At 72.1% G+C, this 26,841-nt stretch carries 28 protein-coding genes and 1 pseudogene; 17 read left to right on the top strand and 12 right to left on the bottom strand.

The genetic code is table 11. The features are described from left to right. Positions 1–206: 206 nt before the first annotated feature. From POF73_RS21715 to POF73_RS21730, 4 genes are read left to right on the top strand one after another with little or no spacing between them, the layout of a single operon-like run. The gene (locus tag POF73_RS21715; RefSeq protein ID WP_272117931.1) at positions 207–560 is read left to right on the top strand and encodes a Tat pathway signal sequence domain protein; all 354 of its coding nucleotides are present in this window, start codon (positions 207–209) and stop codon (positions 558–560) included. Next, the gene (locus POF73_RS21720; RefSeq protein WP_272117933.1) at positions 557–1,216 is read left to right on the top strand and encodes a class F sortase; all 660 of its coding nucleotides are present in this window, start codon (positions 557–559) and stop codon (positions 1,214–1,216) included. Before POF73_RS21715 ends, POF73_RS21720 begins: the two co-directional genes overlap by 4 nt. 49 nt (positions 1,217–1,265) lie before the next feature. Then, positions 1,266–1,757: an RNA polymerase sigma factor gene (locus POF73_RS21725; protein ID WP_272117936.1), complete on the top strand. Its 492-nt coding sequence runs from the start codon at positions 1,266–1,268 to the stop codon at positions 1,755–1,757. Then, positions 1,741–2,310 (top strand): hypothetical protein, encoded by a 570-nt coding sequence (locus tag POF73_RS21730; protein ID WP_272117938.1) that lies wholly within the window; start codon positions 1,741–1,743, stop codon positions 2,308–2,310. The genes POF73_RS21725 and POF73_RS21730 overlap by 17 nt, the downstream gene beginning before the upstream one ends. 12 nt (positions 2,311–2,322) lie before the next feature. Here the strand turns inward: POF73_RS21730 and POF73_RS21735 are convergent, their stop codons facing one another. From POF73_RS21735 to POF73_RS21760, 6 genes are all read right to left on the bottom strand, one after another. Continuing rightward, positions 2,323–3,087, bottom strand: a complete 765-nt coding sequence (locus tag POF73_RS21735) for a hypothetical protein (RefSeq protein WP_272117940.1) — start codon at positions 3,085–3,087, stop codon at positions 2,323–2,325. A 124-nt stretch (positions 3,088–3,211) separates the two neighbouring features. Next, positions 3,212–3,439 (bottom strand): hypothetical protein, encoded by a 228-nt coding sequence (locus POF73_RS21740; protein ID WP_272117942.1) that lies wholly within the window; start codon positions 3,437–3,439, stop codon positions 3,212–3,214. 32 nt (positions 3,440–3,471) lie between these two features. Next, complete coding sequence (locus POF73_RS21745; RefSeq protein WP_272117944.1) at positions 3,472–3,726, bottom strand: PLD nuclease N-terminal domain-containing protein; 255 nt, start codon at positions 3,724–3,726, stop codon at positions 3,472–3,474. Positions 3,727–3,782: 56 nt separating this feature from the next. Then, the gene (locus tag POF73_RS21750) at positions 3,783–4,343 is read right to left on the bottom strand and encodes an HAAS signaling domain-containing protein (protein ID WP_272117946.1); all 561 of its coding nucleotides are present in this window, start codon (positions 4,341–4,343) and stop codon (positions 3,783–3,785) included. A gap of 12 nt (positions 4,344–4,355) precedes the next feature. Further along, positions 4,356–4,709, bottom strand: coding sequence for a PadR family transcriptional regulator (locus tag POF73_RS21755; protein ID WP_272117948.1), 354 nt, complete (start codon positions 4,707–4,709; stop codon positions 4,356–4,358). Positions 4,710–4,841: 132 nt separating this feature from the next. Beyond that, positions 4,842–6,272, bottom strand: a complete 1,431-nt coding sequence (locus tag POF73_RS21760) for a PA14 domain-containing protein (RefSeq protein WP_272117950.1) — start codon at positions 6,270–6,272, stop codon at positions 4,842–4,844. A gap of 294 nt (positions 6,273–6,566) precedes the next feature. On the opposite strand from POF73_RS21760, the gene POF73_RS21765 reads away from it, so the two are divergent. From POF73_RS21765 to POF73_RS21775, 3 genes are all read left to right on the top strand, one after another. Next, positions 6,567–8,180, top strand: coding sequence for a hypothetical protein (locus POF73_RS21765; RefSeq protein WP_272117952.1), 1,614 nt, complete (start codon positions 6,567–6,569; stop codon positions 8,178–8,180). 115 nt (positions 8,181–8,295) lie between these two features. Next, on the top strand, positions 8,296–9,543 hold the full coding sequence (locus POF73_RS21770) for an AAA family ATPase (protein WP_272117954.1): 1,248 nt from the start codon (positions 8,296–8,298) through the stop codon (positions 9,541–9,543). A gap of 473 nt (positions 9,544–10,016) precedes the next feature. Further along, positions 10,017–11,291, top strand: a complete 1,275-nt coding sequence (locus tag POF73_RS21775) for a vWA domain-containing protein (RefSeq protein WP_272118216.1) — start codon at positions 10,017–10,019, stop codon at positions 11,289–11,291. 250 nt (positions 11,292–11,541) lie between these two features. Here POF73_RS21775 and arsM read toward each other — a convergent pair whose 3' ends face one another. Continuing rightward, a complete protein-coding gene (gene arsM / locus POF73_RS21780; protein ID WP_272117957.1) occupies positions 11,542–12,441 on the bottom strand; it encodes an arsenite methyltransferase in 900 nt (299 codons plus the stop codon). Positions 12,442–12,545: 104 nt separating this feature from the next. On the opposite strand from arsM, the gene POF73_RS21785 reads away from it, so the two are divergent. The 5 genes from POF73_RS21785 to POF73_RS21805 all read left to right on the top strand — a co-directional run bounded on the left by POF73_RS21785 (position 12,546) and on the right by POF73_RS21805 (position 18,211). Next, positions 12,546–12,980, top strand: a complete 435-nt coding sequence (locus tag POF73_RS21785) for an ArsR/SmtB family transcription factor (RefSeq protein ID WP_272117959.1) — start codon at positions 12,546–12,548, stop codon at positions 12,978–12,980. Continuing rightward, a complete protein-coding gene (locus POF73_RS21790; protein ID WP_272117961.1) occupies positions 12,977–13,714 on the top strand; it encodes an aquaporin in 738 nt (245 codons plus the stop codon). The genes POF73_RS21785 and POF73_RS21790 overlap by 4 nt, the downstream gene beginning before the upstream one ends. A 74-nt stretch (positions 13,715–13,788) precedes the next feature. After that, positions 13,789–14,202 carry an arsenate reductase ArsC gene (locus POF73_RS21795; protein WP_272117963.1) on the top strand — a complete coding sequence of 138 codons (414 nt, stop codon included), beginning with the start codon at positions 13,789–13,791 and terminating at the stop codon, positions 14,200–14,202. A gap of 258 nt (positions 14,203–14,460) precedes the next feature. Beyond that, positions 14,461–16,683: an MMPL family transporter gene (locus POF73_RS21800; protein WP_272117965.1), complete on the top strand. Its 2,223-nt coding sequence runs from the start codon at positions 14,461–14,463 to the stop codon at positions 16,681–16,683. 265 nt (positions 16,684–16,948) lie between these two features. Continuing rightward, a complete protein-coding gene (locus POF73_RS21805) occupies positions 16,949–18,211 on the top strand; it encodes a sensor histidine kinase (protein ID WP_272118218.1) in 1,263 nt (420 codons plus the stop codon). A 34-nt stretch (positions 18,212–18,245) separates the two neighbouring features. On the opposite strand, the gene POF73_RS21810 is transcribed toward POF73_RS21805, so the two are convergent. Further along, positions 18,246–19,622 (bottom strand): hypothetical protein, encoded by a 1,377-nt coding sequence (locus tag POF73_RS21810; protein ID WP_272117967.1) that lies wholly within the window; start codon positions 19,620–19,622, stop codon positions 18,246–18,248. A 129-nt stretch (positions 19,623–19,751) separates the two neighbouring features. Next, positions 19,752–20,330, bottom strand: coding sequence for a tellurite resistance TerB family protein (locus POF73_RS21815; RefSeq protein ID WP_272117969.1), 579 nt, complete (start codon positions 20,328–20,330; stop codon positions 19,752–19,754). Between the two features lie 234 nt (positions 20,331–20,564). On the opposite strand from POF73_RS21815, the gene POF73_RS21820 reads away from it, so the two are divergent. Together POF73_RS21820 and POF73_RS21825 are read left to right on the top strand one after the other, a co-directional pair. Next, positions 20,565–21,413 (top strand): PP2C family protein-serine/threonine phosphatase, encoded by an 849-nt coding sequence (locus POF73_RS21820; protein ID WP_272117971.1) that lies wholly within the window; start codon positions 20,565–20,567, stop codon positions 21,411–21,413. 4 nt (positions 21,414–21,417) lie between these two features. After that, a complete protein-coding gene (locus tag POF73_RS21825) occupies positions 21,418–22,473 on the top strand; it encodes an MASE1 domain-containing protein (protein WP_272117972.1) in 1,056 nt (351 codons plus the stop codon). 43 nt (positions 22,474–22,516) lie between these two features. On the opposite strand, the gene POF73_RS21830 is transcribed toward POF73_RS21825, so the two are convergent. Next, positions 22,517–22,720 carry a DUF7691 family protein gene (locus POF73_RS21830; protein ID WP_272117975.1) on the bottom strand — a complete coding sequence of 68 codons (204 nt, stop codon included), beginning with the start codon at positions 22,718–22,720 and terminating at the stop codon, positions 22,517–22,519. A gap of 7 nt (positions 22,721–22,727) precedes the next feature. Here POF73_RS21830 and POF73_RS21835 point away from each other — a divergent pair, with 7 nt between their 5' ends. After that, positions 22,728–24,104, top strand: a complete 1,377-nt coding sequence (locus POF73_RS21835) for a cryptochrome/photolyase family protein (RefSeq protein WP_272117977.1) — start codon at positions 22,728–22,730, stop codon at positions 24,102–24,104. Positions 24,105–24,134: 30 nt separating this feature from the next. Here POF73_RS21835 and POF73_RS21840 read toward each other — a convergent pair whose 3' ends face one another. Then, on the bottom strand, positions 24,135–24,650 hold the full coding sequence (locus POF73_RS21840) for a hypothetical protein (protein WP_272117980.1): 516 nt from the start codon (positions 24,648–24,650) through the stop codon (positions 24,135–24,137). Positions 24,651–24,940: 290 nt separating this feature from the next. Here POF73_RS21840 and POF73_RS21845 point away from each other — a divergent pair, with 290 nt between their 5' ends. Together POF73_RS21845 and POF73_RS21850 are read left to right on the top strand one after the other, a co-directional pair. Then, positions 24,941–25,312: a beta/gamma crystallin domain-containing protein gene (locus POF73_RS21845; protein ID WP_272117981.1), complete on the top strand. Its 372-nt coding sequence runs from the start codon at positions 24,941–24,943 to the stop codon at positions 25,310–25,312. 151 nt (positions 25,313–25,463) lie between these two features. After that, entirely contained in the window at positions 25,464–26,105 is a 642-nt protein-coding gene (locus tag POF73_RS21850) for a diguanylate cyclase (protein WP_272117982.1), read from the top strand. A gap of 60 nt (positions 26,106–26,165) precedes the next feature. Here the strand turns inward: POF73_RS21850 and POF73_RS21855 are convergent. After that, positions 26,166–26,719 (bottom strand): annotated as a pseudogene (locus tag POF73_RS21855) (ornithine decarboxylase); the annotation flags it as partial. Between the last annotated feature and the right edge of the window lie 122 nt (positions 26,720–26,841).

The raw sequence follows: 26,841 nt of genomic DNA on the forward strand, positions 1-26,841 counted from the left end.
TAGTGCTCGGTCGCAACCGCTGGTCGGACGGAAACAGGAATCCGTTGAGTCGGCGATCAGCCGACAGTGAAGGCCTTTGACGGTACTCGGTGCATTTGCCATCTCTTTACAACCTGCCCCGCCGCTGAGTCGTCTCTCCGCTCGACCCGTCACCCAGTCCGCCGCGTACGGCAGTACCGGCCGGGCCGACGAAAGAGAGCGAATCGATGCGCCGAACTGCCTTCAGTGCCCTGGCACTTACCTGCACCGCCCTGCTGACGGGCGTCACGCCCGCGTTCGCCGACGGGACTTCGGCGACTCCGGCCCCCAGCCCGACGTCCACCAGCGCCCCCGCGGAGTCGGCCACCCCGGTCCCCAGCGCCGAGCCGACGCGGGCGCCGTCGGAGGGCGGCCAGGTGTCCGTCGTACCGTCGGGGGCGCCCGACACCGGAGTCGCGGGGACGTCCTCGTCGTCCGGGACGGAACGGGGCGGGCTGATCGGTGGCGGAGCGGCCGCGCTGCTCCTCGCCGGTGGCGCGACGACCTTCGTCGTACGGCGTCGGCGGGCGAACGCGGCGTGACGCCGCTGTCCAGGCGCGCGTTCGCCACGGCGGCGACGGCGGGGCTGGCCTCGCTGCTGGTGGGCTGCGGTGGTGACGAGGCGAGTCAGGACGCCACGAGCGCGGGCTCCCGGCGGCACCGAGGGGCGGAGGGGTCCGGGAGGTCGGGGGAGTCCCCGTCCGCCGGATCGGCATCCGCGAACTCGGGGCGTGCGCTGGGGCGTTCGGTCCCGGTCCGGCTGCGGATCCCGGCGATCGAGGTCGACACCCCCGTCATCGGTCTCGGTCTGGGGCCGGACGGCACGGTGCAGGTGCCGCCGATCGAGGCCGACGACCGCGCGGGCTGGTACCGGCACTCTCCGACGCCGGGCCAGGTCGGCCCGTCGGTCATCCTCGGCCATGTCACAGTGGGCGGCTACGGGGACGGGGTGTTTCGGCACCTGGCCCGGCTGCACCGGGGCGACCGGATCGTGGCGCGCAGGGAGGACGGCAGCTCGGCGGAGTTCGCGGTGAGTGCCGTACGGACGGTGACCAAGGCGGACTTTCCGGCGGAGGAGGTCTACGGGGACGTGGACCGACCGGAGCTGCGGCTGATCACCTGCGGGGGGCCGCGGGACGGGGAGGAGTACCGCGACAACGTGATCGTGTTCGCGGTGCTGAGCTCGACGGCGTCCTGAGGGCCGGCCGGTGAGTGTTGTGCACGACCATGGAGAGCGTTGGAGAACGTTGAAACGGTCCCGAGACGAGGCGGCGTCCGAGCTGTTCGCTGCCCTGTACCCGCGCCTCGCCGGCTGGTGCCGCCGTCTCGTCGACGACGACGGGACGGCCCACGAGATCGCCTCGGAGGCCTTCACCAGGCTGTGGGCCCGCTGGAGCCGCGTGGAGGAGCCGCGCGGTTTCCTCTACGTCACCGCGGCCAACCTCGTCCGGGACCACTGGCGCAAGCTGGAGCGTGAGCGGAAGGCGATGCGCCGGGCCGGGACGGAGGCGGCGATCAACCCCCACACGGAACAGGCGGACCCCTCGGTACGCCTCCTGGTCCAGTCCCTCCCCGAACGCCTGCGCACCCCGATCCTCCTCCACTACTACGCTGACATGCCGATCCGGGAGGTGTCCGTGCTGACCGGACGCAAGGAAGGAACCGTCAAGGCCGACCTGCACGCGGCCCGCGAACTGCTCCGCGTCCACCTGAGGAGAAGCCTTGACCAGACGCTTTGACGACGACGGCGGCGGCGCGGGGCGGCTGGACGACCCGGAGTTCGGTCCCGACGACCCCCTCGCGGTGATCCTCCGCCCGCCCTCGGACTACCTCGCCCCACCCCCGGGCCACTACGACGCGATCCGCCGCAAGGCATCCCGGCGCCGTCTGCTGCGTACGGCGGCGGGGGTCGGTGTGACCTGCGCGGTCGCGGCGCTCGTCGCGGTGCCGCTGTACCTGGCGAGGCCCGACGGTCCCGCGACGCCGACGCCTCCGCTGGCACCGCCGCCCGCGAGCGGCCGTACGACACCGGCACCGGCACCGACGCCGATGCCGTCGGAGCCGTCGCCGACCGCCACGCCGAGGGAGTCGACGGGCGGCTCGGCCTCGCCCACCCGGACGGTGCCGCCGGAGACCGCTGGTCCTTCCCTCGGTTCGCCGGCGACGCCGGCCCCGTCGTCGACACCGACGGCCGTGCCGACAGCGGTGCCGACGACGGGGCGGGTCGAACCGTCGGACGGCGGCCCCACCAGCAGCGAGGCCGCACCGGAGACCGGTGCGGCTCGCAGGTGAAGGTGGACGAGATCAACGCACGTCGACGAAGTCCCCGGCCGTCTTGACCGCCGGAGTGGTGGCCGTACCGGCGAAGTTCCAGCGCCAGTAACCGTCGCGGTTGGCGGTGACGCTCGTCCTCAACTTGCCCGACCCGTCGGTCTTCACGGTCTTGACGGTGCTGTAGGTGCTGCTGTCCTTCGGGCGGAACTGGAGCGCCACGGGCTGATAGGTGTAGCCCGCGTAGACGTACCGGTCCCAGTTGGCCCGGGCGAGCTTGCCCGTGACGGTGATGGCCTTGCCCTTGGTGACCGGCTCGGGCGACGCGTCGACGTTGAGCGTGGAGCGCCGCTTCACGGGGTGGGTGCCGTAGACACCGCCGTAGTAGTCACCGTCCTTCGCCTTGAGCTGGACGTACACGTCCCAGGGGCCGGCCAGGGTGTTGCGGGGCAGGTCGATGTCCCTGTCCAGCGTGACCGTGAGCTTGCAGGTGGACCTGGTGGCGCTGAGGGCCGTGCAGGACGGCTCGCCGTGGTACGACCAGTAGTCGTCCCCCTTCTCCCGGTCGATCTGCAGAAACGCGAGATCCTTACCGATCCCCGAATCGTCCGAAGCGGTCACCGAGATGGTGAACGACTCCGTCCGTGAGACACCGAAGACGATGCTCTTGCCCCCGTTCACGGACACCTTCTCGATCACCACGCCGGTCTCCGCGGCATGCGCGGGAGCGACGGTGAGCAGAGAGCCGCACAGGGCGAGGGCGCCGCCGATCACGGCCCCTATGGATGCTGAACGCATGAATCCCCACAAGTTCGAGCCGGCCAACGAACCTGGATCCCCCCTGGTCGCGGGCACGGCGGGTGGCGTGAGGATACGGCACGCGGTGGTGCGGGGTGTGGGGTGGTCGGGTGTACGGACCCGCTCAGCCCTTCCGCTGTTTGTACAGTTCGAGGTTCCTGTTCACGAACAGCTGTACATGGCCGCAGTTCCAGCAGATCAGGCCGGTTGCCGATTCGTTCGCCCAACCCAGGTTCATGAACTCCATGCCGGAGCTGTTGAGTTTCACCTCACGGTCCCTGAACAGGTCACCCTGACAGAAGGTGCACTTGATCCACACGCCCCCGAGAGCCGCGTGTACAGGCTTGGCCATGCCCCCGCCTTTCCTTGAGAAGTTTTCCCGGGTCAGACGGTGACGGGCCGGCGCTGGGCGTCGCGGCGGCCGACGAGGTACCAGAGCAGGCTCCCGAGGACGGGGGCCATCAGGGCGAAGACGACCCAGACCAGCTTCATCCCGCCGGTGAGGTCGGACCTGACGATGCTGAGCAGGGTGCCGAAGTACATCGCGAGAACGCCGAGCATGGCGGCGGCCCCTATGCAGGCGATCGCTATGTCGCCTGTGGGGGCAAGGGCCAGCTGGTCGGTGAGGGGTGCAGGCATCGTTCGTTCCTCTTGCTTGTGGCGGATTGTCTGCGTGGTGGTGGGGGGAGCCCCGGTTATGACAGGCGCCGTGCGGACCGCAGCAGGTAGATGCCGGCGGCGACCGGGAGCGCCAGGACGGCCAGGAGAACCGGGAAGAATGCCCCGAGGCCGAAGTTCAGCGTGCCCGCGGGGATCACCCACTGGGCCACCCCGAACAGCAGCGGCAGGACGGCGGCCGCCGTCGCGATCGCCTTGTCCCGGGTGCGCCACTGCGGCACGGTCCACAGCCACCAGATCACGCCGATCAAGACGAAGCCCAGCGGGGGCCCGAAGGCCGCCATGGGGCCGATCACCGCCAGCAGTCCGGCGATGGCGAGGGTGCGCACCTGGCTCACTTGCGGGGCGGGCGGCTCGTCGCCGAGGGCGGTCGCCGCTATGGTGCGCGGGTCGCCGAGGTGTGTGAGCACGGTGCGGACCTTGGCGTCGTCGGGTGCGGGCTCTTCCGCGAGGGCCACGGCGATGTGCTCCTCCAGGTCGGCCAGCAGCTCGCCCCGGCGCTCCGGGCTGAGTCCGGCTGCTTCACGCGCCACGGTGGCCAGGTAACTCTCCACCAGCGGGTGCTTGGTGATCGTCACGGTGGTCTCCTGTCAGTCGGTGATGAAGTGGTCGACCGCGTCACGGAAGTGCGGCCAGATGGCGGTGAACTCCTTCAGCGCCGTATGCCCCGACGGCGTCAGCTCGTAATAGCGCCGCGGAGGCCCGCTGGGGGACTCCTGCCAGCGGGTCTCGACCAGTCCGTCACGGCGCAGCCGCGACAGCAGGGGGTAGATCGTCCCTTGGCTCGTGACCATGACGTTCACCGCCCCGAGGGTTTCGAGCAGCTCCACGCCGTAGCGCGGGCCCGTCCGCAATATCGCAAGCACGCAGTACTCCAGCACCCCCTTGCGGAGCTGGCTCTCCGCTTTGCCCGCGCCGGGCTTACCTGCGATGTCAGGTTCCATGCATCGCACAGTACCTGGTTATCTCAGTAAGTCCAAAGACCATGTCGACGCCGCAGGCCCCGGCCAGTGATGGGCCGGGGCCTGCGTGTGAGGTGCGCTGGTGCTGCGCCAGTCGCGCGTTTGCCGTGACCGTCAGCCGACCGGCACGGTCAGGGCACGCATCTCGCTGTACGGCGAGTGGTTCTCGGCCGCGTCGTACGTACGGGCCCGGTACTGGTAGGTGCGGCCGTCGGACGGCAGGGGGTCGCAGACGGTCGCCTTGGCCGGGTCGAGGCGCGGGTCGAAGGTCTTGTGCAGGACGACCGACCAGGTTTCCGTCCCCGCCTCGCGGCGCTCGATCTCGAAACCGATGAAGTCGCGGATCGGGGGCGGCGTGCTGTCGGAGGCGGTGGCCTGGATGCCGGTGGCGCAGGAGGCCAGGGCCAGATCGGGGGCGTAGGCGGGGGCGATGCCGTCGGGGACGGCCAGCCAGAGTTCGTTGGTGGCGTTGGCGTCGAGCCAGGCGGGGTTGTAGGTCGTGGTGCCGCCGTCGTTGGTGACCAGGACCCGGTAGTGGCGGGTCTCGCCGTCGGCGGTGACGGGGCCGGTGGTCCAGTCATTGCCCTTGGTGGTGCCGAGCGGGACCCAGACGTAGGAGCCGTCGACCTTGTCGTTGCTCAGGACCGTGTAGTGGTCGAAGTGCGGCTCGGTGTTGAGGGGCCACGTCAGGGAGACGTTGCCGGTCGCCTTGTCGTACGTGCCGGTCAGCGACGTGACCACCGGCAGGGGCCGGACGATCACGTCCGTGCTGCCCGACGACGTGTTGCCTGCCTTGTCCTTGGCCCGGACCTCGTAGTAGTACGGCGTGCGGTCGTCCGGGTTGACGAGGGGGTCCGTGAAGCCGCGGGCGGTGGTCGTGGTGACCTTCGTCCAGGTGCCGGAGCCGACGGGGCGCCGGTAGAGGGAGTAACTCGCCAGGTCCATCTCCTTGTTGGCGGACCAGGAGACGGTCGTCCTGCGGGTCGTGGTGTTGTAGGCCGTCTTCACACCGGTGGGTGCCAGCGGCTTCGTCCCGTCGTACGTCGCCGAAGTCCGCGGCGTGTACGAGTACTTGACCTTCGCGGCGCCGCTCCAGTTCACATGGTCGACGCGGATGGTGTGCTTGCCGGAGGGGACGGTGAGGTTGACGCTCTTGGAGCGGGGCGTGTCACCGGTGCCCTGCCACAGGTCGATCTTGCGTGTGCCGTCCAGGTAGACGCGGACGCCGTCGGTGGCGGAGGCGGTGAAGGTGAAGGGGCCGCCCGAGCCGAAGTCCCGGGTCACCGACCAGCGGACGCCGAAGTTGTTCGACGGCATCCCGGAGAGCGGGGCGCCGGACCAGCTCTGGTCGATGGCGCTGTCGCAGTCGGTCCGCACCGGGGTGCCGGAGAACGAGGTGTTCTTGTAGAACGTCCGCTTGTAGACGTTGGTCGCGCAGGTGACGTCAGCGGCTGCGGCCTGCGGGGCGACGGCCAGCAGACTGCCGAGGACCACGGCGGACAGGGCACCGCCGGTCACTGCGGCGACGAGACTCTTCTGGGGCACGACGGGACTCTTCTGGGGCACGGGGAGCGGGGGCCTTTCGTGCTGTACGGGGCTGGGGGTGGGGCTTGTGGGGTGGACGTACAGCGTGGAGACCCGTGAGGTGAGGGGAAGGTTGCACGGAACGGCAGGTCAGCGCGCCGCGAACTGCGCTCCCGTTGGTGGTCGCCGGGCGGTGAGGCGTTGCCGGGCGCCGAAAATGCCTGGCGGCTTCGCGCGCGCGGCGTTACGCTCGCCCGCGATGACGACTCACTCTGTTGCCAGATTGGGGGTCCCGTCCGCGCCAGGTGAGTGCTGATGAGCACTCAGATCGCGTACGGGGAATCCCCGCTTTCCGAGCTTTCCTTTCTCTCCTACTGGCCGCGCGTGCGGGAGTTCGCCGTACCGGCCTCTGTGATCGAGACCGCGACCGCCCGCCGGATGGCGGGTGACTGGGCGGGGGCGTGTGCCGCCGCGGGTTTCGATGTCGATCTCCAGTTGCGTTCCGTGGCCCGGGACCATGGCCGGGACATCGCCGGGCAACTCCGCGACGACCTCCGCAATCTCGCTCCCGACCTGCTGCGCTGGCACATGCCGAGGATCGCGCCCGACGGTCTGCTGCGACCGGGGCTGACACTCACGCTGGCTACGTACGGCGGTGGGGTGCGAGAGCGCCGACGCCCGCTGCATCTCGTGGTACGGACCCCGCCGGCGTGGGCCGACGCCGGTCAGCGGATCAGCCTTGCCCTGTGGGACGGGGGCCGGGGCGGGCCTGCGGGTGCCGGCGGTGCCGGCGGTACAGGCTTCGGTGGCGGGGTCGGGGTCGGGGGCGGTGCTTGCTCGTATCCGCATCCTCGGCCCAACCGGCGGTTCCGTCTCGATCTGCACCGTCATCTGTGGGATGCGCGTCGGGCCGGTGAGCTGCGGATCCGGGCCGGGGGGCCGGCGAGGGCCGATCCGGATCTGCCGGGGGACGTGCCGTACGGACGCCGCTGTGCCGTCGACCGGTGGGCGGACGAGGCGCGGATACTGCTGGCCGCCGAGGGGCGGTCGGGCGGGGCGGTGCTGGTGCGGTTGGGGGGACGGCATCGGCTGGTGCTGGATGTGCCGGCTGAGGACCGGGGCGGTCCGGATGGAGCGGCGGCTGCACTGCGGATGGCCGTGTCCGGCAGCGGCCGTGCCTCCGGTCTCGGCGGCCGTGCCTCCGGCGGCAACCGTGCTTCTGGTGGCAACCGTGCTTCTGGTGGCAACCGTGCTTCTGGTGGCAACCGTGCTTCTGGTGGCAACCGTGCCTCCGTCGGCGGCCGTTCTTCCGCGCTTCCCGTGTTGCCCGACGCCGCGACCTGGGTGCTGCCCGACCTGGAGTTGCTCCACGCCGGGCTCATCGACGCCGAGCGGCTGCATCCTCTGGTCGCCTCCGCCCTCGTACCGGAACATGCCGCGTCGCCGTGGCCGTCGCCTCGGCTGTCCCCGGGGCGGACGACGGGGCAGCCGCGCCTCGTCGAGTGCCGGGGCGCGCGGCATCGGATCGGTCTGGTCGACGGCGTACTCGTTCCGTTGGACCACGACCCGGCCGAGATCCGGCGAGAGGAACTGCTGGCCGCCCTGACCGGCACACCGCTCCCCTGTCTGCAGGCCATCGACGAGGCGCATCGGCGTCCGGGGTGCCTGCCCGATGTGCGCGAGCGCCTCGACCACGGTGACTTCGCCGGTGCGCTGGCCGTCGTGGAGGGGCTGCTGGGGCCCGACGCGGTGTTGCGTGACGGGGCGTTGCGGGAGGAGCTGGAGGAGGCTGCGCGGCGGCGGATCGCCTACGGACTGTTCCGGGCCGGGTTGGCCGGACCCGGACCGGGACCTGGCGGCCTCCGTTACGACGAGCGCGGGCGTCCCCGTGACCATCGCGCGCACCCGCGTCACGCGACCTTTCCCTGACCGACGCGCAGTGCTTACCACCTACCGCCGTGCGCCCAACTCCTCGTGCCCGGCGGCCAATTGACCTCTCCGTAACGGGGACTGCCGTCCCCCCGAACCCCACAGGTGACCCCACATGCCCACACGCACGACCACCGAGAACCACCCCGCCCCCTCCCAACTCGACGTCGCCGCCGACCTGTTGGCCCTCCTCGGCGACACCACCACCGAACCCCGCCCCGACACCCAGCTGGAGGCCCTGACCCTGGCCGTCGCCGCCGACCTCCCCGTCCTCCTCTGGGGCGAGCCGGGGATCGGCAAGACGGCAGCCCTCACGCAGCTCGCCGCCGCGCTGGATCTGCCGCTCACGACGGTGATCGCCAGCGTCCACGAGCCGTCCGACTTCTCGGGGCTGCCCGTCGTCGGGGACGACCCGGCCGAGCAGGGCGTACCCATGGCTCCGCCGGACTGGGCGGTACGACTGGTGAGGGCCGGGCGGGGGCTGTTGTTCCTGGACGAGTTGTCGACCGCGCCGCCGGCCGTGCAGGCCGCGTTGCTGCGGCTGGTGCTCGAACGGCGGGTCGGGGCGCTGACGTTGCCACCGGGTGTGCGGATCGTGGCCGCCGCCAACCCGCGGGCCTCGGCGGCCGACGGCTGGGAGCTGAGCGCGCCGCTCGCCAACCGTTTCGTGCATCTGCAGTGGGCCCACGACCACGAGGTCGTCGTACGCGGACTCGGCGGAACCTGGCCGCGGGCGACCCTGCCGCGGCTCGACCCGGGGAGGCTGGCGGAGGCCGTGGACTTCGCGCGGCGCGCGGTGTGCGGGCTGCTGTCCGGGCGGCCGGGACTCGTGCACCGGCTGCCGAACAGCGAGACGCGTCGGGGTGGGCCCTGGCCCTCGCCCCGGAGCTGGGAGATGACGCAGCGGCTGATCGCCTTCGCGAACGCCGCCGGATCGTCGCGTGATGTGCTGTCGCTGCTGGTCAGGGGCGCCGTGGGGGACGGTCCTGGGCTAGAGCTGCTGGCGAGCGTGGACCGGATGGACCTGCCGGACCCCGAACTGCTGCTCGCCGATCCGGCCGGTGCCGTGCTGCCCGAGCGGGGGGATCTGCGGCAGGCCGCGCTGGACGGGGTGGTGGAGGCGGTACGGGTGCGCCCGGAGCGGGCCCGGTGGGACGCGGCGTGGGCGTTGCTGGTGCGGGCGACGGAGACGGGGGCGCCGGACCTGGTCGTCGTCCCGGCGTCCACGCTCGCCTCGCTGCGGCAGGAGGACTGGGATGTGCCGACGTCGATCGAGCGGCTCGCGGGAGTCGTGGGGCTGTCCCGGCGGGCGGATCAGGCGGCGGGACGGACTGCGGCGGCTGCCGCGCGGGCGACCCGATGAGGACGGCCTCGTCGGGCACGCCCGAGCACACGCCCTGCCCACTCTGCCCACTTCCGGGGGTGGCGGGTATGGCTGGGGGCGCGCCTGGTCCGGTGTCGGGGGTGGCGGGTATGGCTGGGGGCATGCCTGGTCCGGTGTCGGGGGTGGCGGGTATGGCTGGGGGCGCGCCTGGTCCGGTGTCGGGGGTGGCGGGTATGGCTGGGGGCATGCCTGGTCCGGTGTCGGGGGTAGCGGGCACGGTCGGGGGCACGCCTGGTCCGGTGTCAGAGGCACTGGGTACGCCCGAGCACACGCCCCGCCCACTCCCGGGTTCCGCGCGAGCGCCCCACGGCTCACCCCAGCCAGTCCCGGAGGCGCCGGGCACGGCCGAGCGCACGCCTCGCCCACTCCCGGGTTCCGCGCGAGCGCCCCACGGCTCACCCCAGCCAGTCCCGGAGGCGCCGGGCACGGCCGAAGGCACGCCCCGCCCACTCCTGGGCTCCGGCCGACCGCCCAACGCCCCGCACCGGCCCCTCGACCGCGACAAACTCTTCGCCGCCCGTCTCCACGCCGCCCGCGTCCGCCCCTACCTCGCGACCGCCCTCTTCGCGCTGCACATCGTCGAGTCGAAGGACGTCCCGACGATGGCCGTGGACCGGCACTGGCGTTGCTATGTCTCGCCCGCGTTCGTGGACCGAACGCCGGTGGAGGAGCTGGCCGGGGTGTGGGTGCACGAGGTGTCGCATTTGCTCCGGGATCACCACGGGCGCAGCGATCGCGTCGCGCGTGAGCGCGGGCTGACCGGACCGGGCGAGCGGCTGCGGATGAACATCGCGGCGGACTGCGAGATCAACGACGACGTCTACGGCGAGGGCCTCGCCCGGCCCAAGGACGCCGTCGACCCCGCGTCCCTGATGCTGCGGGACGGCGAGCTGATGGAGGACTACCTGCGTCAGTTCCGGCTCGGTCCGCGCATGCAGGACCTCGCCTGGCTGGACTGCGGCAGCGGCGCCGACGGGCTGGAGCGGGAGTGGGATCTGGGGGCGGACGGTGCGCACGGGCTCAGCGCGCAGGAACGGGACGCCGTCCGGTTCCGGGTGGCGCAGGGCATCACCGGGCGGCCGGGGCACGCCTCGCAGGGGTGGCAGCGGTGGGCGGAGGAGGCCTTCCATCCGCCCCAGCCGTGGCGGGAACTGCTGGGCGCGGCGGTCCGCTCGGCGGCGTCCGGCCCGGGTGCCGGCGAGGACTACACATACGGCCGTCCCTCACGCCGCTCGTCCTCGGTGCCCGGCGCCGTCCTGCCGAGCCTGCGGCGCCGGCCGCCCCGCGTCTGTGTCGTCATCGACACCTCAGGGTCGGTCAGCGACGCCGAACTGGGCAGCGCGCTGCTGGAGGTCGCCGCGATCTCCCGGGCCGTGGGCGGGCGGGGCGACCTGGTCAGCGTGGTGTCGTGCGACGCGGCGGCCGGGGGCGTGCACCGGCTGTGCCGGGCGGAGGGGATTCCGCTGGTCGGGGGCGGCGGTACGGATCTGCGTGCGGGTTTCGCCAGGGCGCTGCGGGCGCGGCCCCGGCCCGATGTCGTCGTGGCCCTGACCGACGGACAGACACCCTGGCCGAGCTCCCGACCGCCGTGCCGGACGGTGGTGGGGCTGTTCCCCCGTCCGCGGGTGCGGGGCGCGCGGGCCGAGCGGAATCCCGAGTACGTGCCGGACTCACCGCCGGACTGGGCCCGCGTGGTCGAGATCGGGTCGGACTCCGGCGGGCGGTGAGGTCGGGCGGTAAGGCGGGCGGTGAGGTCGGCTGTGAGTTCAGGTGGTGAGGTCGGGCGGTGACGTCGGGTGGTGAGGTCGGGTGTGACGTCGGGCGGTGACGTCGGGTGTCGGGCGGTGACGTCGGGTGGTGAGGTCGGGTGGTGAGTTTCCGGTGGTGAGGGAGCGGGAATGCGAGCGCGTTGCGCGCGTCGGTCCTTCGGCGGGAGCCGGTTCGTGGGCCTGCGTCATGCGGTGATGTCCCGGCGGGTCAGTTCTGGCAGGCGCATCCGGCGGTGCTCTTTGCCTCGCTGACGGTGACGGACGGGTCGGTCGCCTGCTCGGCCGGGGTGCAGCAGGCCGTGACGCCGCAGCAGGAGTCGGTCTCCGCAGAGGGCACGGTGGCGGCCGGGCCGGGGGCGGTGGTGGGCTTGGTGGCGCGGACGACGGCGGAGTGCATGCCGTCGGCGACCGCGTGGGTCGGGGTGATCTCGACGTCGGTGAACCCGGCGGACTCCAGGCCCGCGCGGTATTCGGCGAAGGAGAGCGCGCCGGCGATGCAGCCGACGTAGTCGCCGCGCTCGGCCCGCTGTTCGGCGGTGAGGGTGTCGTCGGCGACGACGTCGGAGACGCCGATGCGGCCGCCGGGCCTGAGGACGCGGAACGTCTCGGCGAACACGGCGGGCTTGTCGACCGACAGGTTGATCACGCAGTTGGAGATCACCACGTCGATCGTGTGCGCGGGCAGTGGTACGGCCTCGATGGTGCCCTTGAGGAACTCCACGTTCGTCGCGCCCGCCTTCGCCGCGTTGGCCAGGGCGAGTTCGAGCATCTCCTCGGTCATGTCCAGTCCGTAGGCCCTGCCGGTGGGGCCGACCCTGCGGGCGGAGAGCAGGACGTCGATGCCGCCTCCGGAGCCGAGGTCGAGGACGCGCTCGCCTTCGCGTAGTTCGGCCACGGCGGTGGGGTTGCCGCAGCCGAGGGAGGCGGCCAGGGCCTCGGCGGGCAGGGTGTCGCGCTCGTCCGCGGCGTACAGCGTCGAGCCGAAGTTCTCGTCGACCTCGACCGGCTCGGGTCCGCAACAGGTGGTGCCGCCGTCGGTGACCTGCACGGCCGCCGCGGCGTACCGGCGACGGACGGCTTCCCTCAGGTCGGTGGACTGCTCGCTCATGACTCACTCCCGGGTGACGGGCCGCGACAGGGCCCGGAACGGCCTGTATTGACGTTCATTGATGCAAGCTTGCGCCTTGTATCGAAAAACGTCAACATAGAAGCATGTCGAAACAAGTGCTTGAGGTGATCGGCCAGGACGCCGCCTGCTGCCCGGGCCTGTCCGCCGCGCCGCTCGACGAGGGTCAGGCGGCCGATCTGGCCAAGGTCTTCAAGGCCCTGGGCGATCCGGTCCGGCTGCGGCTGATGTCGATGATCGCCTCACGTGGCGAGGGTGGTGAAGGCGGTGGGGGCGGTGAGGTCTGTGTGTGCGAGCTGACTCCGGCGTTCGACCTGTCCCAGCCGACGATCTCCCACCACCTCAAGCTGCTGCGGCAGGCCGGGCTCATCGACTGCGAGCGTCGCGGCACCTGGGTGTACTACTGGGTGCTGCCCGGTGTCCTGGACCGGCTCGCCGCGTTCCTGACCGTCCCGCAGTCGGCCGGGGTCACCTCGCAGCCGGCCGGGGCCACCCCGCAGTCCGCCGGGGCCACCGCGTGAACGCCTCGCTCGGCCGCCGGGTCGCCGCCGAGACCGTCGGGACCGGGCTGCTGGTCGCCGTGGTGGTCGGCTCCGGTATCCAGGCCACCGAGCTGTCGCGTGACGTCGGTGTGCAGCTGCTCGCCAACTCCCTCGCCACCGTCTTCGGCCTGGGCGTGCTCATCCTGCTGCTCGGGCCGGTCTCCGGCGCGCACTTCAACCCCGTCGTCACCCTCGCCGCCTGGTTCACCGGCCGTCGTACGCCGGGCGGGCCGGCCCTGCGGGACGTCGTGGCGTACGTGCCCGCCCAGATCCTGGGCGCGATCGGCGGGGCGGTCCTGGCCGACGCGATGTTCGCCGAGCCGATGGTGCGGTTCTCGACCCACGAGCGGTCCGCCGGCCATCTGTGGCTCGGCGAGGTCGTCGCCACGGCCGGGCTGATCCTGCTGATCCTCGGGCTGAACCGGATCGGCCGCGCCGCGCTCGCCCCGGCCGCGGTCGCCTCGTACATCGGGGCCGCCTACTGGTTCACCTCCTCCACGTCGTTCGCGAACCCCGCGGTGACCATCGGGCGGGCCTTCACCGACACGTTCGCCGGCATCGCGCCCGCCTCCGTCACCGCGTTCATCGCCGCCCAACTGGTAGGCGGCGCACTCGGACTCGGCATCGTGGCCATGGTCTACGGCACGCGCCCCGTACCGGCACGGCCCGAGGCGTCCGCCCCGCCCGCGGAACCGGAACTCGCCTCCTCCTGACCACCCGCCCCGTCTCCTCCTGACCACCTGCCTCGCCTCGCTTCGTCCGGCCCCGCCTCCGAGAAGGACCCGCCATGAGCACCTCCGCCCCGCGCCCGTCAGTGCTGTTCGTCTGCGTCCACAACGCCGGCCGCTCCCAGATGGCAGCCGCCTTCCTCGCCCACCTGGCGGGCGACCGCATCGAGGTCCGCTCCGCCGGCTCCGCCCCCGCCGACACCGTCAACCCGGCCGTGGTCGAAGCGATGAGCGAGGTCGGCATCGACATCTCCGCCCAGACCCCGAAGGTCCTCACGACCGAGGCAGTCCAGGCATCCGACGTCGTGATCACCATGGGCTGCGGCGACGCGTGCCCCGTCTTCCCCGGCAAGCGGTACCTCGACTGGCGGCTCGACGACCCGGCAGGGCAGGGCGTCGAGGCCGTACGCCCCATCCGCGACGCGATCGAGACCCGCGTCCGCACACTGATCTCGGAAATCACATCCCGCTGACGCCCACCCAGCAGTCCCCCCCGCAGTCCCATCGCAGGTCCCATCGCAGTCCCCCTGGCAGCACCCTCCCGCAGTCCCACCGCAGTCCCCCGGCAGTACCCGGCCGCAGCATCCCCGTCGTACCCATGGCGGACGCCCCGCTCGATCCGTACTGCGTTCTCAGTACAGGCGATTGTCGGCAGCCGCACGACGACACGGCACACCCTCTCCCGAGAGCCTGGGCGCACGTTCGAGTCCCAGATGTGGAGACCCCCTGTCGTGGCTACTTTCCTGTATCGAGTGGGCCGTCTGGCCTTCCGGCGGCGCTGGTACGTCGCCCTGGTCTGGGCGGCCGTGCTGGCCGCCGTCGGGTTGGGCGCGCTGAAGGCCCCGGGCGCGGCCGACGAGGAGTTCTCGATGCCGGGCATCGAGTCGCAGAAGGCGTTCGACCTGATGGGGGAGCGCTTCCCGGGTGCGACGGCCGACGGCGCCACCGCGCGGGTCGTCTTCGTCGCGCCCGGCGGTCAGAAGGTGACCGCCGCCGAGCACAAGAAGGCCGTAGAGGAGGCCGTGGCCGAGCTGGGCGACGGCTCGCAGGTGGCGTCCGTCGCCGATCCGTTCCAGGCGAAGGCGGTGAGCAAGGACGGTACGACGGCGTTCGCGACCGTCACCTTCAAGGTGAAGGCCAACGACCTCACCGACGCGAGCAAGACGCATCTGGAGAAGGCGATCGGCGACGCCCGGGACTCCGGGCTGACCGTCGAGGCCGGCGGCTCCGCGATGGACGACGGGGGCGGTGCGGGCGGCATGGCCGAGGTCATCGGCATCGCGATAGCCGCGGTCGTACTCCTCGTCACCTTCGGGTCTCTCGCCGCCGCCGGGCTGCCGCTGCTGACCGCCGTCGTGGGCGTCGGCGTCAGCATGGCCGCGATCCTCGCCCTGTCCGACGCCCTCGGTCTGTCCACCACGACCGGCACCCTCGCGATGATGCTCGGCCTCGCGGTCGGGATCGACTACGCCCTGTTCGTCGTCTCGCGCTATCGCGAGGAGCGCGCCAAGGGCCGTACGCCGCAGGAGGCGACCGGTCTCGCCGTCGGTACGGCCGGGTCGGCGGTCGTGTTCGCCGGGCTCACCGTCGTCATCGCCCTGGCCGGGCTGGCGGTCGTCGGCATCCCGATGCTCACCAAGATGGGGCTGGCCGCGGCCGGCGCGGTCGTCGTCGCCGTGCTCGTCGCGCTCACGCTGGTGCCCGCCTTCCTCGGCTTCTGGCCCAACGCCGTGCTTGAGCGGCGGGCCCGCAAGCGCGGCCGTATGGAAGAGAGCGGCGGCGACAACGGCGGCACCCGGTGGGCGCGGTTCGTGCTGCGGCGGCCCCTTCCCGTGCTGCTCCTCGGCGTCGTCGGCCTCGGCGCGCTCGCCGTGCCGATGACGCAGTTGCAGCTGGGCATGCCCGGTGACGAGGCCAAGGCGACGTCCACCACCGAGCGGCGGGCCTACGACGCGCTCGCCGACGCGTTCGGGCCGGGCTTCAACGGGCCGTTGACCGTCGTCGTGGACGCCAAGGGGGACGCGGATCCGAAGGGTGCCGTCACGACGATCAGCGAGGAGATCGGTGGCACGAAGGGGGTCGTGTCCGTGTCCCCCGCCCGCTTCAACGGCGCCGGTGACACCGCCGTCTTCTCCGTCGTGCCGTCCACCGCGCCGACCGACGAGAAGACCAAGGAGCTGGTGACCACCATCCGCGGCGAACGCGACGGCGTCGAGGCCGGGACCGGGGCCACCTTCGAGGTCACCGGCACCACCGCGATGAACATCGACATCGCCGACAAGGTGCAGGCCGCGCTGGTCCCGTATCTGATCGTCGTGGTCGGGCTCGCGATCGTGCTGCTGCTGGTGGTGTTCCGGTCGCTGCTCGTCCCACTGAAGGCGGCCCTCGGCTTCCTGCTCTCGGTGCTGGCCTCCCTCGGCGCCGTGGTCGTGGTCTTCCAGCAGGGGCACGGCGCCGAACTGCTGGGCGTGGAGCAGACCGGGCCGATCATGAGCCTGACGCCGATCTTCCTGGTGGGCATCGTCTTCGGGCTGGCCATGGACTACGAGGTCTTCCTCGTCTCGCGGATGCGGGAGGCGTACGTCCACGGGGAGCGGCCCGGACAGGCGGTCGTCTCCGGGTTCCGGCACAGCGCCCGCGTGGTCGTGGCCGCCGCGATGATCATGATCGCGGTGTTCGCCGGGTTCATCGGCGAGAGCGACTCCATGATCAAGATGATCGGGTTCGGGCTGGCCTCCGCCGTCCTCCTCGACGCCTTCGTCGTACGGATGGCGATCGTGCCCGCCGTGCTCGCGCTGCTCGGCGACAAGGCATGGTGGCTGCCGAAGTGGCTGGACCGGATCCTGCCGCGCGTGGACGTGGAGGGCGAGGCGCTCACCCGACGGGCGGAGGCGGAGATGGAGACGGAGCCCGGTCCGGCGGACCCGGCCGGGCTGGAAGTGGCACGCACCTGATCCGGCCGTCCCGCCTCGACCGCGGCGGACAGGGACCTGGCAGGGACCTGCAACCGCCCCGTCGCCGGTGGTGGTGCCGCCGCGGCATCGGCCGCACCAGAGGCCCCGCCGGGACCGCGGCCCCCAAGGACCCCCGGGACCCCCGGGACCCCAAGGCCCCCCAGGACCCCCGGGACCGCCCGTGACGAAGGACACGGGCGGTCCCGTCCGCCGTTCCTTCCCGGAGGCGTCCACCATGGACCCAGCCCACCGACCGGAGAGCACGATGACCAGCAGCCCGGAGCGGCGCTACGCGGACCGCCTGGAGGACTTCTCGGACCGCCACCGCCTCGTCGTCGACGCGGTGCTGGCGATGGCGCTGATGGGCTGCGCGACCCTCGGCAGCATGCTCACCCTGCCCGGCGCCGACCCGCCGGACCAGGACCGGACCGCCACCGTCCTCACGGGCGTGGCCTGCCTCGCCCTGCTGAAGCACCGCAGCCACCCGCGCGCCGCCGTCGTCGTGACCGCGCTCTGCACGGCGACCGTGATCGTGCTCGGGTATCTGCTCACCCCGCTGCTGCTGGCGCCCGTCATGGCGGCGCTGTACTGGCTGGCCACGTTGACCGACCGCGTGACCACCCGGGTCTACGGCATCTCGACCCTGATGGTGGTCGTCGTCGCCTCAGGGATCTCCGACACCATGGATCACCTGTCGCTGCTGCTCAGGACGATCGGCCCGTTCTTCTGGCTGCTGCTGCCGCTGGCCGCCGGCCGGATGACCCGGCTGCGACGCGCCTACGTCCAGGCGGTGCAGGCCCGCGCCGAGCACGCGGAGCGCACCCGGGAGGAGGAGGCGCGGCTGCGGGTCACCGAGGAGCGGATGCGGATCGCCCGTGAGCTGCACGACGTCGTCGCCCACCATCTGGCGCTGGCCAACGCCCAGGCGGGCACCGCCGCGCACCTGGCGCTGACCAGTCCCGAGCAGACCAAGACGATCCTCACCGACCTCACCGGCACCACCTCCTCCGCGCTGCGCGAACTGAAGGCCACGCTGGGGCTGCTGCGGCAGAACGGCGACCCGGACTCCGCGCCGCTGGAGCCGTCGCCCGGGCTGGCGCGGCTGCCGGAGCTGGTCTCGGCGTGCGCGTCCGCCGGGCTCAAGGTCACGGTCACGACCGAGGGGGAGCCGCAGTCCCTCTCGCCGGGGGTCGACCTGACCGCGTTCCGGATCGTCCAGGAGGCGCTCACCAACGTCGCCAAGCACGCCGCCACCCAGGCCGCGCACGTCCGGTTCGAGTACGCCGGTTCGCGTCTGATGATCACCGTCAGCAACGAGGGGGCGGCGCCTCCCGCGGTCCCCGCCGCCGGAGCTGCCGCCGCCTGTGAGCTCGGGCAGAACCAGGGCTTCGGCGTCATGGGCATGCGCGAACGCGCCCGCTCGGTCGGCGGTGAGCTGTGCGCCGGTCACCGTCCCGAGGGCGGATTCGAGGTCACCACCGAACTGCCCCTGCAGCCGTACGGCGCCGCGGAGGACACGACGCCGTGACGGCCGGGGGTGCGCGGCGGCCGGCGGTGCGGGCTCAGTCGGAGGTCAGGTGGACCGTGGCCGTGCCGTACGCGTAGGAGTGCCGTGCGTCGCCGCCGTAGGAGACCGTGTACTGGACGTCGCCCTTGGCCTTCGGCTGGTCGGTGTAGCTGAAGGAGCCGTCCGCGGTGACGGGCGCGGAGCCGATCAGCGTGCCCTCACCGGCGGCCGGGTCGTCGAGCCGCCAGATGTCGACGGTGCCGCCCGTGCCGAAGCCCACGGGTGCGTCGAGCTTGCCGGTGAGGGTGAGCGGCTTGTTCCGGGGTGCGGAGGCGGGGGCCTGCACGGTGACGGTGGTGGCGACCTGCGGGTGGTTCAGGACCCGCAGGGTCAGGGTCGAGGAGTCGCTGTCCTTGGTGACGGCGAAGAGGCGCGTGGCGTCCGGGGTCCAGGCCAGGCCGCCCGACTGAAGGGTGGTCGTGGCGTACGGCGACGGCGCCGGGAAGTCCCAGGAGTGGAAGTCCGCGGCGGCGCCCTGTGCGAACAGGCGGACGTCGGGCGAGGCGGCGCCGTCGACGCCCGCCGCGACCGTGCCGTCGGGGGCGACGGCCACCGCGTTCGGGTAGTGGCTGGTGGTGTAGCGGCCGTCGTCCGCGAGGTCGGCGGTGCGGAACACCTGGTGGTAGTACGGCGAGGCGCACGCGACGACGACGCGCTCGGCGTCCGGCGTCAGTGCCAGGTCCTGCAGGCTGGCGCACCCGTCCGGACCCGGATCCACGCGCCTGGCCTGGGCGTCGGCCCGGCCGGCGCTCACGTCGTACACCGCCAGCGCGGCGGCGTTGCCGTCGGACTCGGCGGCGACGAGGGTGTCCGGGTGGAGCGGGGTGGCGGCCAGCCGGGGCGAGCCGCGGAAGGTGTCGAGGCCCTGGTCCCGGGTGACGACGGGCTGCCCGCCGCTCAGGTCCAGGGAGCCGAGGGCGCCGTGCCAGGTGTCGAGGCTGTAGCCGAACCAGATCTTTCCGCCGGCCAGCTCCAGGGAGGTCGGGCCCGCGTAGGCGCCCGCGCCGGTGCCGGTGTCGTAGCGGGCGGTCTCCTCCAGGGTGGCGGTGTCGATCGCGGCGATGGCGCCGGCGTCGCGGAGGGCCACGTACAGCGTCCTGGAGTCGCCGGACAGCGCGACGCCCCAGGCACCGGCCTCACCGTCGATCCGCTTCACGACCTGGCCGGTGTAGTCGGTCACCAGGACGCTGCCGCCGAACGGGTCACTGAGGAACACCTGTTGGTGGGCCGCGTCGACGGCCATGTCCCGGTAGGAGCCGATCGGCAGCGGGCTGCTGGTGTCCGCGGTGGCCGAGGCCGTTCCGAGGCCGAGGAACGCCAGGCTCAGGGCAGCGGAGAGCGCTGCTCTTTCTGCGAACTGTCTGATGCGCACGGGTGCGGTCTCTTCCTTCACTGGGACGTCTGCGGATGAGCGCCGCCCGTCATGATCAACAGTCGGCACTCATCCAGCGCAGCGGCCGGGAAGGACGTCACACCGTGCGGCGGGTGTGGTGTGTGCGGCTCAGAGGCCGAACTCCTGCGGGGACAGGCCGAGTACCGAGCACGCCTCGCGCAGGACCTGCTCCTCGGCCGGGGCGACGTATCCGTCCGCGCCCGCGACGACGAAGCCGGTCTGGACGACCGCCCTGGCCTCCGTCGGCTTCTTCGCGGCCTTGGCGATCTCCTGGAGGACGTCGTGCTTGCCCTGCTGGAAGTTGTACGCCAGCTGGTCGACGTGCTTGTTGAAACGCTGGCGCAGCTGCTCGGAGGGGAAGTTCTGCAGGACGTCGTTGTTCAGGATCAGCGACTCCACATGCTGCCGCTCGGCCGGGTCGACATGACCGTCGGCGGCGGCGACCAGGGCGCACATGGCCATGCTGGCGTCCCGGTAGGCGCCGCTCTTCAGCTCTGTCTTGAGCGAGGTGAGCTGGGACTTGAGCGCGCTCACCAGCTGCGCCTTCGAACCACCGGAGGACCCCGAACCCGGCCGGCCGTGTCCGCCGACGCCGTGTCCGCCCGCGCCGTGTCCGCCGCCCCGCGCGCCCTGGGCCTGCTGCTGCAGACCCTTGGCCTGGTCCTTGATCCGATCCCACATCGCCATCCGTGCCACCTCGGCTTCAGCCCGTGTCGTTCCGGTCGCGAACGCGAATCCGCGCATCGTCCTGCCAACTCCCCGCGCACCTTCGAAGTTCCCGGGCAGGGCCCGTTCGAGTCCGGCCCGCTGACCTGTCGGGGCCGTGTGCCGACGTTGTCGGAGCCGTGTGCCGACGTGCACGGGGGTAACGTAAAAACGTGATAAATGGCGCAACTCCGATGGAAGCCGGAGTGTGATGCCATGGCTCACCGACACACCACCCCGTCCGGTGGTTCAGGGGACCTGCTCCAGACGCTCGGCGACCTGACCGGGCGGATCCTGGACCGGATCAAGTTCCAGCAGGCCCGCGTGGAGCTCGCCGCCGCCCTGCAGCGGCAGGTCCTCGCCGCCGAGCTGCCGGTCCTGCCCTGTCTGCACGCGGCGGGACGGTACGCGCCCGCGCGGGCCGGGCTGGACATCGGGGGCGACTGGTACGACGGCTTCGTCATGCCGGACGGCTCGGTGGGGTTCGCGATCGGGGATGTGCAGGGGCACGACGTCGAGGCGGCGGCGCTGATGGGGCAGGTGCGCACCTGCCTGCGGGCCGTCGCGATCGCCACCACGGACCCGGCGGAGGTGCTCCGCCGGACCAACGACCTGCTCGTCGACATGGCCTCCGGCCTCTTCGTGACGTGCACGTTCCTGCGTTTCGACCCGCTCACCAACGAGCTCACCGACGCCCGTGCCGGACATGTCCCCGCGGTCTGGGCCGCGGCCGACGGCCGCTGCGACATCGTGCTGAACGAGGGCGGGCTGCCGCTCGGCATCCAGGCCGGCGAGAGCTACCCGTCGACCAGCCGCAAGCTGACCGACGTGGGCGTGTTCGTGCTGGTCACCGACGGGTTGGTGGAGGGCCCCAGCTATCCGATCGACGAGGGCCTCGACCGGGTGGCCACGCTGGCGGGCGGTGCCTGCAGCGACGACCCGGACGAACTGGCCGCGAAGATCATCAAGGTGGCGGACTCCACCGGTCACAGCGACGACGCCGCGGTCCTCGTCCTTCGGTACGGAAGGCTTCGGGAACGGCGGGCGCGGCAGGACGAGGGGTGACGGCATGAGCGGCTCGCCCCGGCTGCCGGGGCAGGTGCGGACGTCGACCGACACGGCACACGGTGCGCGGAGCCGCCGGTACGCCGTCGACGGCGTGCGGCTGGTCGGCGTCGTGGCCGCCTACTACCTCAGCGCCAAGCTCGGGCTCCAGCAGGAGCTGGTGCGGGGCCAGGTCACGCCGTTCTGGCCACCCACCGGCATCGCCCTCGTCGTGCTGCTGCTCTGGGGCCTGCGGATGTGGCCCGCCGTCGCGCTCGGCGCGTTCGTGGTGAACGTGACGCTCGGCCCGTCGGCCTTCCCGGTCCTCGCCATCACCGTCGGCAACACGCTCGCGCCGGTGTTCGCATATCTGCTGCTGCGCCGGGTGGGCTTCCGTATCGCCCTGGACCGCCTCCAGGACGCCCTGGCGCTGGTGTTCCTCGGGGCCCTCGGCGGGATGGTGATCAGCGCTTCGGTGGGCACGGGGGCGCTGGTCGCCTCCGGCGCCCTGGAGGGCGACGACTTCTGGCCGACCTGGTCGGTGTGGTGGACCGGCGACGCGATGGGCGTCCTGGTCGTCGCGCCGCTCCTGCTGGTCGCACGCGAGGCCCGGTGGCCGCGGGGTGTACCCGCCCTGCGCTGGGCGGAGGCCGTGGCCCTGCTGGGCGGCACCGTGGCGGTCTCCGTCGTGGCCACCCACAGCCCGGTCGACCTGCTCTTCCTCGTCGTTCCCTTCCTGATCTGGGCGGCCTTCCGCTTCCAGCTGGCCGGCGCCGCGCCCTGCGTACTGATCACCTCCGTGATCACCATCCACGCGGGAGCCCAGGGGGTGGGCCCCTTCGACGACCACGATCTCCTCGCTCAGATGGTGATCCTCCAGGCCTTCAACGGCACCGTGTCCCTGACCGCCCTGGTGCTCTCGGCGGTCATCACCGAACGCAACCAGACCCTCCGGGAGATCGAGCGGGTCTGCGAGGGACTGACCGAGGCACTGTCCCAGCTCGCCCCCGAGGAGCCCCTCGACCAGTGGCCGCCGCCCTGGCGGAGGGAACGCGATCAGCGCGAGGGACACAGCCCGTGAACGCCCGGGCGCCCGGACCCCCGCCGCGGCGCACGGCGCCCGCTCAGCTGCGGAAGCCGATGACCCCGAACCCCGGCCGCTCCGCCGCCGCCCGCATCCAGCCGAGGCACTCCATGACGGCGTCCACGACCTCGGGCTCCAGCGGCGGTGCCGCACCCGACTCGTCCACCGCCCGCTTGGTGGCCTCGAACTGCTCCAGGGCCTGCGCGACGTCATCGGACGTCCACGTGCTGCAGCCCCCGAGCATGGGACCCGTGCGTGTCTCCGTCGCCCTGTTCACCGCCGATCTGCGGCTGCACGACAACCCGGTCCTCCACGCCGCCGTGCGGGACGCGGAGCGCGTGGTCCCGCTCTTCGTCGTCGACACCGGCATCCGCCGCACCGGATTCGCCGTACCCAACCGCGCGGCGTTCCTCGCCGACAGCCTGGCCGACCTCGACGCGGCCCTGCGCGACCGGGGCGGGCGGCTGGTGGTGCGGGTCGGTGACGTGGTCGAGGAGACCTGCCGGGTGGCCGCCGAGGCCGGGGCCGGCGCCGTGCACATCGCGGGCGGGGTGAGCCGTTACGCGGCACGGCGGGAGGACCGGTTGCGCGCGGAGTTGGCCGGGGAACGGCGCCAACTGCGCGTCCACGAAGCCTCGTTGACGGTCGTACCGCCCGGGGCGCTGACCCCCGCGGGCAAGGACAAGGACCATTTCGCCGTGTTCACCCCGTACTTCCGCCGCTGGGAGAGCTTCTCCGGGCGCGAGGTCCTGCCGGCACCGGACGCGGTACGGGTGCCGGACGACGTAACCTCGGCCGGCCTGTCCCGCACGGCGCTCCTCGCCTCGGGCTCCACGTCCCCCGGTCTGCCCGCCGGAGGCGAGTCCGAGGCCCGTCGCAGGCTGCGGACATGGCTGTCCGGCCCCCTGTCCGCATACGACGACCGGCACGACGACCTGTCAGCCGACGCGACCTCCCGGCTCTCCCCCTACCTGCACTTCGGCTGTCTCTCACCCACCGAACTCCTCGACCGGGCCGGCGCCTTGGACGACCCCGGCGCGCGGGCGTTCGTCCGTCAGCTCGCCTGGCGGGACTTCCACCACCAGGTCCTGGCGGCCCGCCCCGACGCGGCCGACCACGACTACCGCCCCCGGCACGACCGTTGGCGCCGCGCCCCGAGGGACGTCGAGGCGTGGCAGGAGGGCCGTACGGGCTACCCCGTCGTGGACGCGGCCATGCGGCAGTTGCGCCACGAGGGCTGGATGCCGAACCGGGTCCGGATGCTCGCGGCGAGTTTCCTGACCAAGACGCTGTACGTGGACTGGCGGGTGGGCGCCCGTCACTTCCTGGACCTGCTCGTCGACGGCGACGTCGCCGACAACCAGCTCAACTGGCAGTGGGTCGCCGGAACCGGCACGGACACCCGCCCCAACCGGCTCCTCAACCCCCTTGTCCAGGCACGCCGGTTCGACCCCGAGGGGGCGTACGTACGGCGCTGGCTGCCCGAACTCCGGCACCTGGACACCGGGACCCTCCACCGGCTCCCGCACCTCGACCGGGCCGCCCGTGCGGGACTGGACTACCCCGCCCCGATCGTGGACCTCACGGCGGCGGCCGATCGCTTCAGGGCGGGGCGGGGCATCGACTGACCGGACGGGGCAGGACGGGGCAGGACGGGCTCAGCCGTAGAGCGCCACTCGCGGCGTCACCGTGCCCTTGGCCTCCGGGTCGACCACCGTGAGCCGGTAGACCTGGGTGAGGGTCTCGCCCGCGCGCACCGTGCGCTGCGCGGTCGTGAGGTCGGTGAACAGCGTGCCGGTCTGGGCGCCGACCTGGACGTCCTCCCAGCAGCCGTGCGCGGTGCGCCGCTCCAGCCTGATGTCCGACGGGGCCAGGAACGGCCCGGCGTCCGGGGACTGGACCATGAGCTGGGGAGCGACCGTGCGGTCCGCCGCCGAGCCGTTGCGGTAGGTGACCGTGAACTCGTGCTGCTGTGCGTCGGCCGGGAGCCGGCTCGTGGGCAGGCCCACGAAGCCGGTGGGTGCGGCGGGCGCCTGCTGCTGCGTGGCCGCCGTGGACCTGCTCGCTCCGGTGGGCTGCGTGGCCGCCATGGCCGGTCCCGCCATGGCCAGACCGGACAGGGCCACGACGAGGGCCACGGAGGCGAGCCTGAGACGACTGTTCTTCAACGACATGTTTCGCTGATCCTTCGAATTCGCTCGGGTGAACGGGCTTTCCCCGTAAGGCTGTCGGCCATGGACGTGACCAGGGGTACGCAGTGCAGCCTAGGTGCCGGACGGTGCCCGGCGGATCGACCGAAAGGCCGAGGAGGGCACGACGGTCTCTGGCCGAAGGGATGAGTGCAGCTGTGAAGGCCCCGGGAAGGACGTGATCGGGAATTCTGCCGCGGCGGTGCAACCTGCTTCACGGCTCGGGCGTATAGGAGTCGACCCATTCGACTTCTGCTGTGAAGGTGGAGAACTCCATGAAGCACATCGCCAAACGGGCCGTCCTGGCCGCGACGACGACCTTCGCGCTGGCGGCCTCACTTACCGTCGTCAGCGCGACAGAGGCGTTCGCGATCAATACGGTGCCGTGCGGCCGTACCGACTTCCTGAAGATCCGAGTCGACACGACGGACTCCGACGGCGCCTACGACTGGTGTCTCGCCAACGCCGGAACGGTGGACATGTCGGGTGCCCACATGTGGCTTGAACGGATCGAGACCGGCAACAACCGCGTCCAGTGGTACGGGGACGGAAAGTGGCAGCCCGCCACGCCGATCGGCAAGAACACCGTCTACACCTTCCCGAACCACCCCGGTGGGGTCCGCATGGACAAGATCAGGATCCTCTGAACCAACGGCGGCACAGGGGACGGCGATCCAGCCCGGTCGCCGTCCCCGGCCGGCTGCACGCCCTCGCGGTGGCGGTTCCGGGGCGGCATCGCCGGGTACCCGGGGCGGCGACCGGTGAAGATCCCGCAGAGGGCGTACACAGGAGGTGTCCATGGGAGCGGTGCGGTTTCTGTCCCGGAAGGGCAGGCGACAGGGGCGGCGGGCCGATCCGCTGGGGGCCGGGCCGCATCCCACCGACGTCGAGGCCGCAGCCCGACGGTTCCTGCTGCTCGGGGTTCTCCCGCTGTGGGTGGTGCCCGGGCTCGCGGACTGGTGGATGCACCGGCGGACCGGCATCGAGCGGACCAGCGGGACCAAGGAGTCCGCGGTGCACGCCGTGATGATGACCGAGGCCGGGGTGCCGGTCGTGATCGGGCTGCTCGCCCGCGTGAATCCCCTCGTGCTCACCACGATGGGCGCTGCTGCCGTGGCACACGGTGCCACCGCGCTGTACGACGTGTCGCTGGCGACCGGCGAGCGGGAGATCCGGCCGGTCGAGCAGCACATTCACAGCTTCCTCGAAGTACTGCCGCTCACCGCTCTGGCGTTCACCGCCTGTCTGCACCCCGACGAGGTCCGCTCGACGCTGCGCGGCGGACCGCGGCCCCAGGACTGGCGTCTGCTGCCCAAGGAACGTCCGCTGCCGGCGGCGTATCTCGCGGGGCTCGCCGGGGTGATCGGGCTGGGCGTCGTCGCGCCGTATGCCGAGGAGCTGCGGCGCTGCCTACGGGCCCGGACCAAGGGACAGAAGTAGGGACAGGGCAAGGCGGGCCGGGCCCCGGCCGGGGAGCGGCCGGGGCCCCGGTCTCGGGTGGAGGCCGGCCGGGGTGGGGACGGCGACTTGAGGGGCGTCTCGCAGGTCGGCGGCGCGGTCGGCGTGGTCGGCCAGCTCGCGCAGCGCCGTGAGCAGGCGCGCCGTGGTGCGCTCGTCGTCGGCGTGGGTGAGCTGCGCGCTGATGCGCCGGTGGTCGAAGAGGTGGGCGTCGATGTGATGGTGGGTCCGCAGCCAGTCGGCAGCCCGGTAGCCGGTGGTTCCGAGGTCGCAGATGTCCATGACGAGCGGGAGCGGGTCGAAGTCGGCGGCGCGAGGCCCGGGCCGCAGTAGTCCTTCGTGTCGTCGACGTGGAAGCCGTCGATCTCCTCGATCGCGGCGCGGGTGTGCGCAGCCAACTCCAGTGCACCGCCGATGAGTTCACGGCCATGCTGGACCATCTGCCGACGCCAGGCGTCGATACCCGCGTAGAGCAGGGTGTTGGGGCTGGTCGTGCCGAGGAGGTCGGCCCGTGAGGCCAGTTCGGCGGGGTCGATGAGGTCGCCCTGGAGGTGGAACACCGAGCCCTGCTCCAGGCCGCTGCCCATCTTGTGGATAACGGCATCGCCCAGGACCGCGCGGGCGCGTGGGTCCGCTCCGCGCGCGTGTTTGTGGCCCGGGGGCGTGAATCCCAGCTCGTCCACGTTCTGATACCGGGCGAGCGCCTCCAGAACAGGGG

Origin of the sequence: Streptomyces sp. HD (genome assembly GCF_028369295.1) — a bacterium.
Classification (GTDB): Bacteria; Actinomycetota; Actinomycetes; order Streptomycetales; family Streptomycetaceae; genus Streptomyces.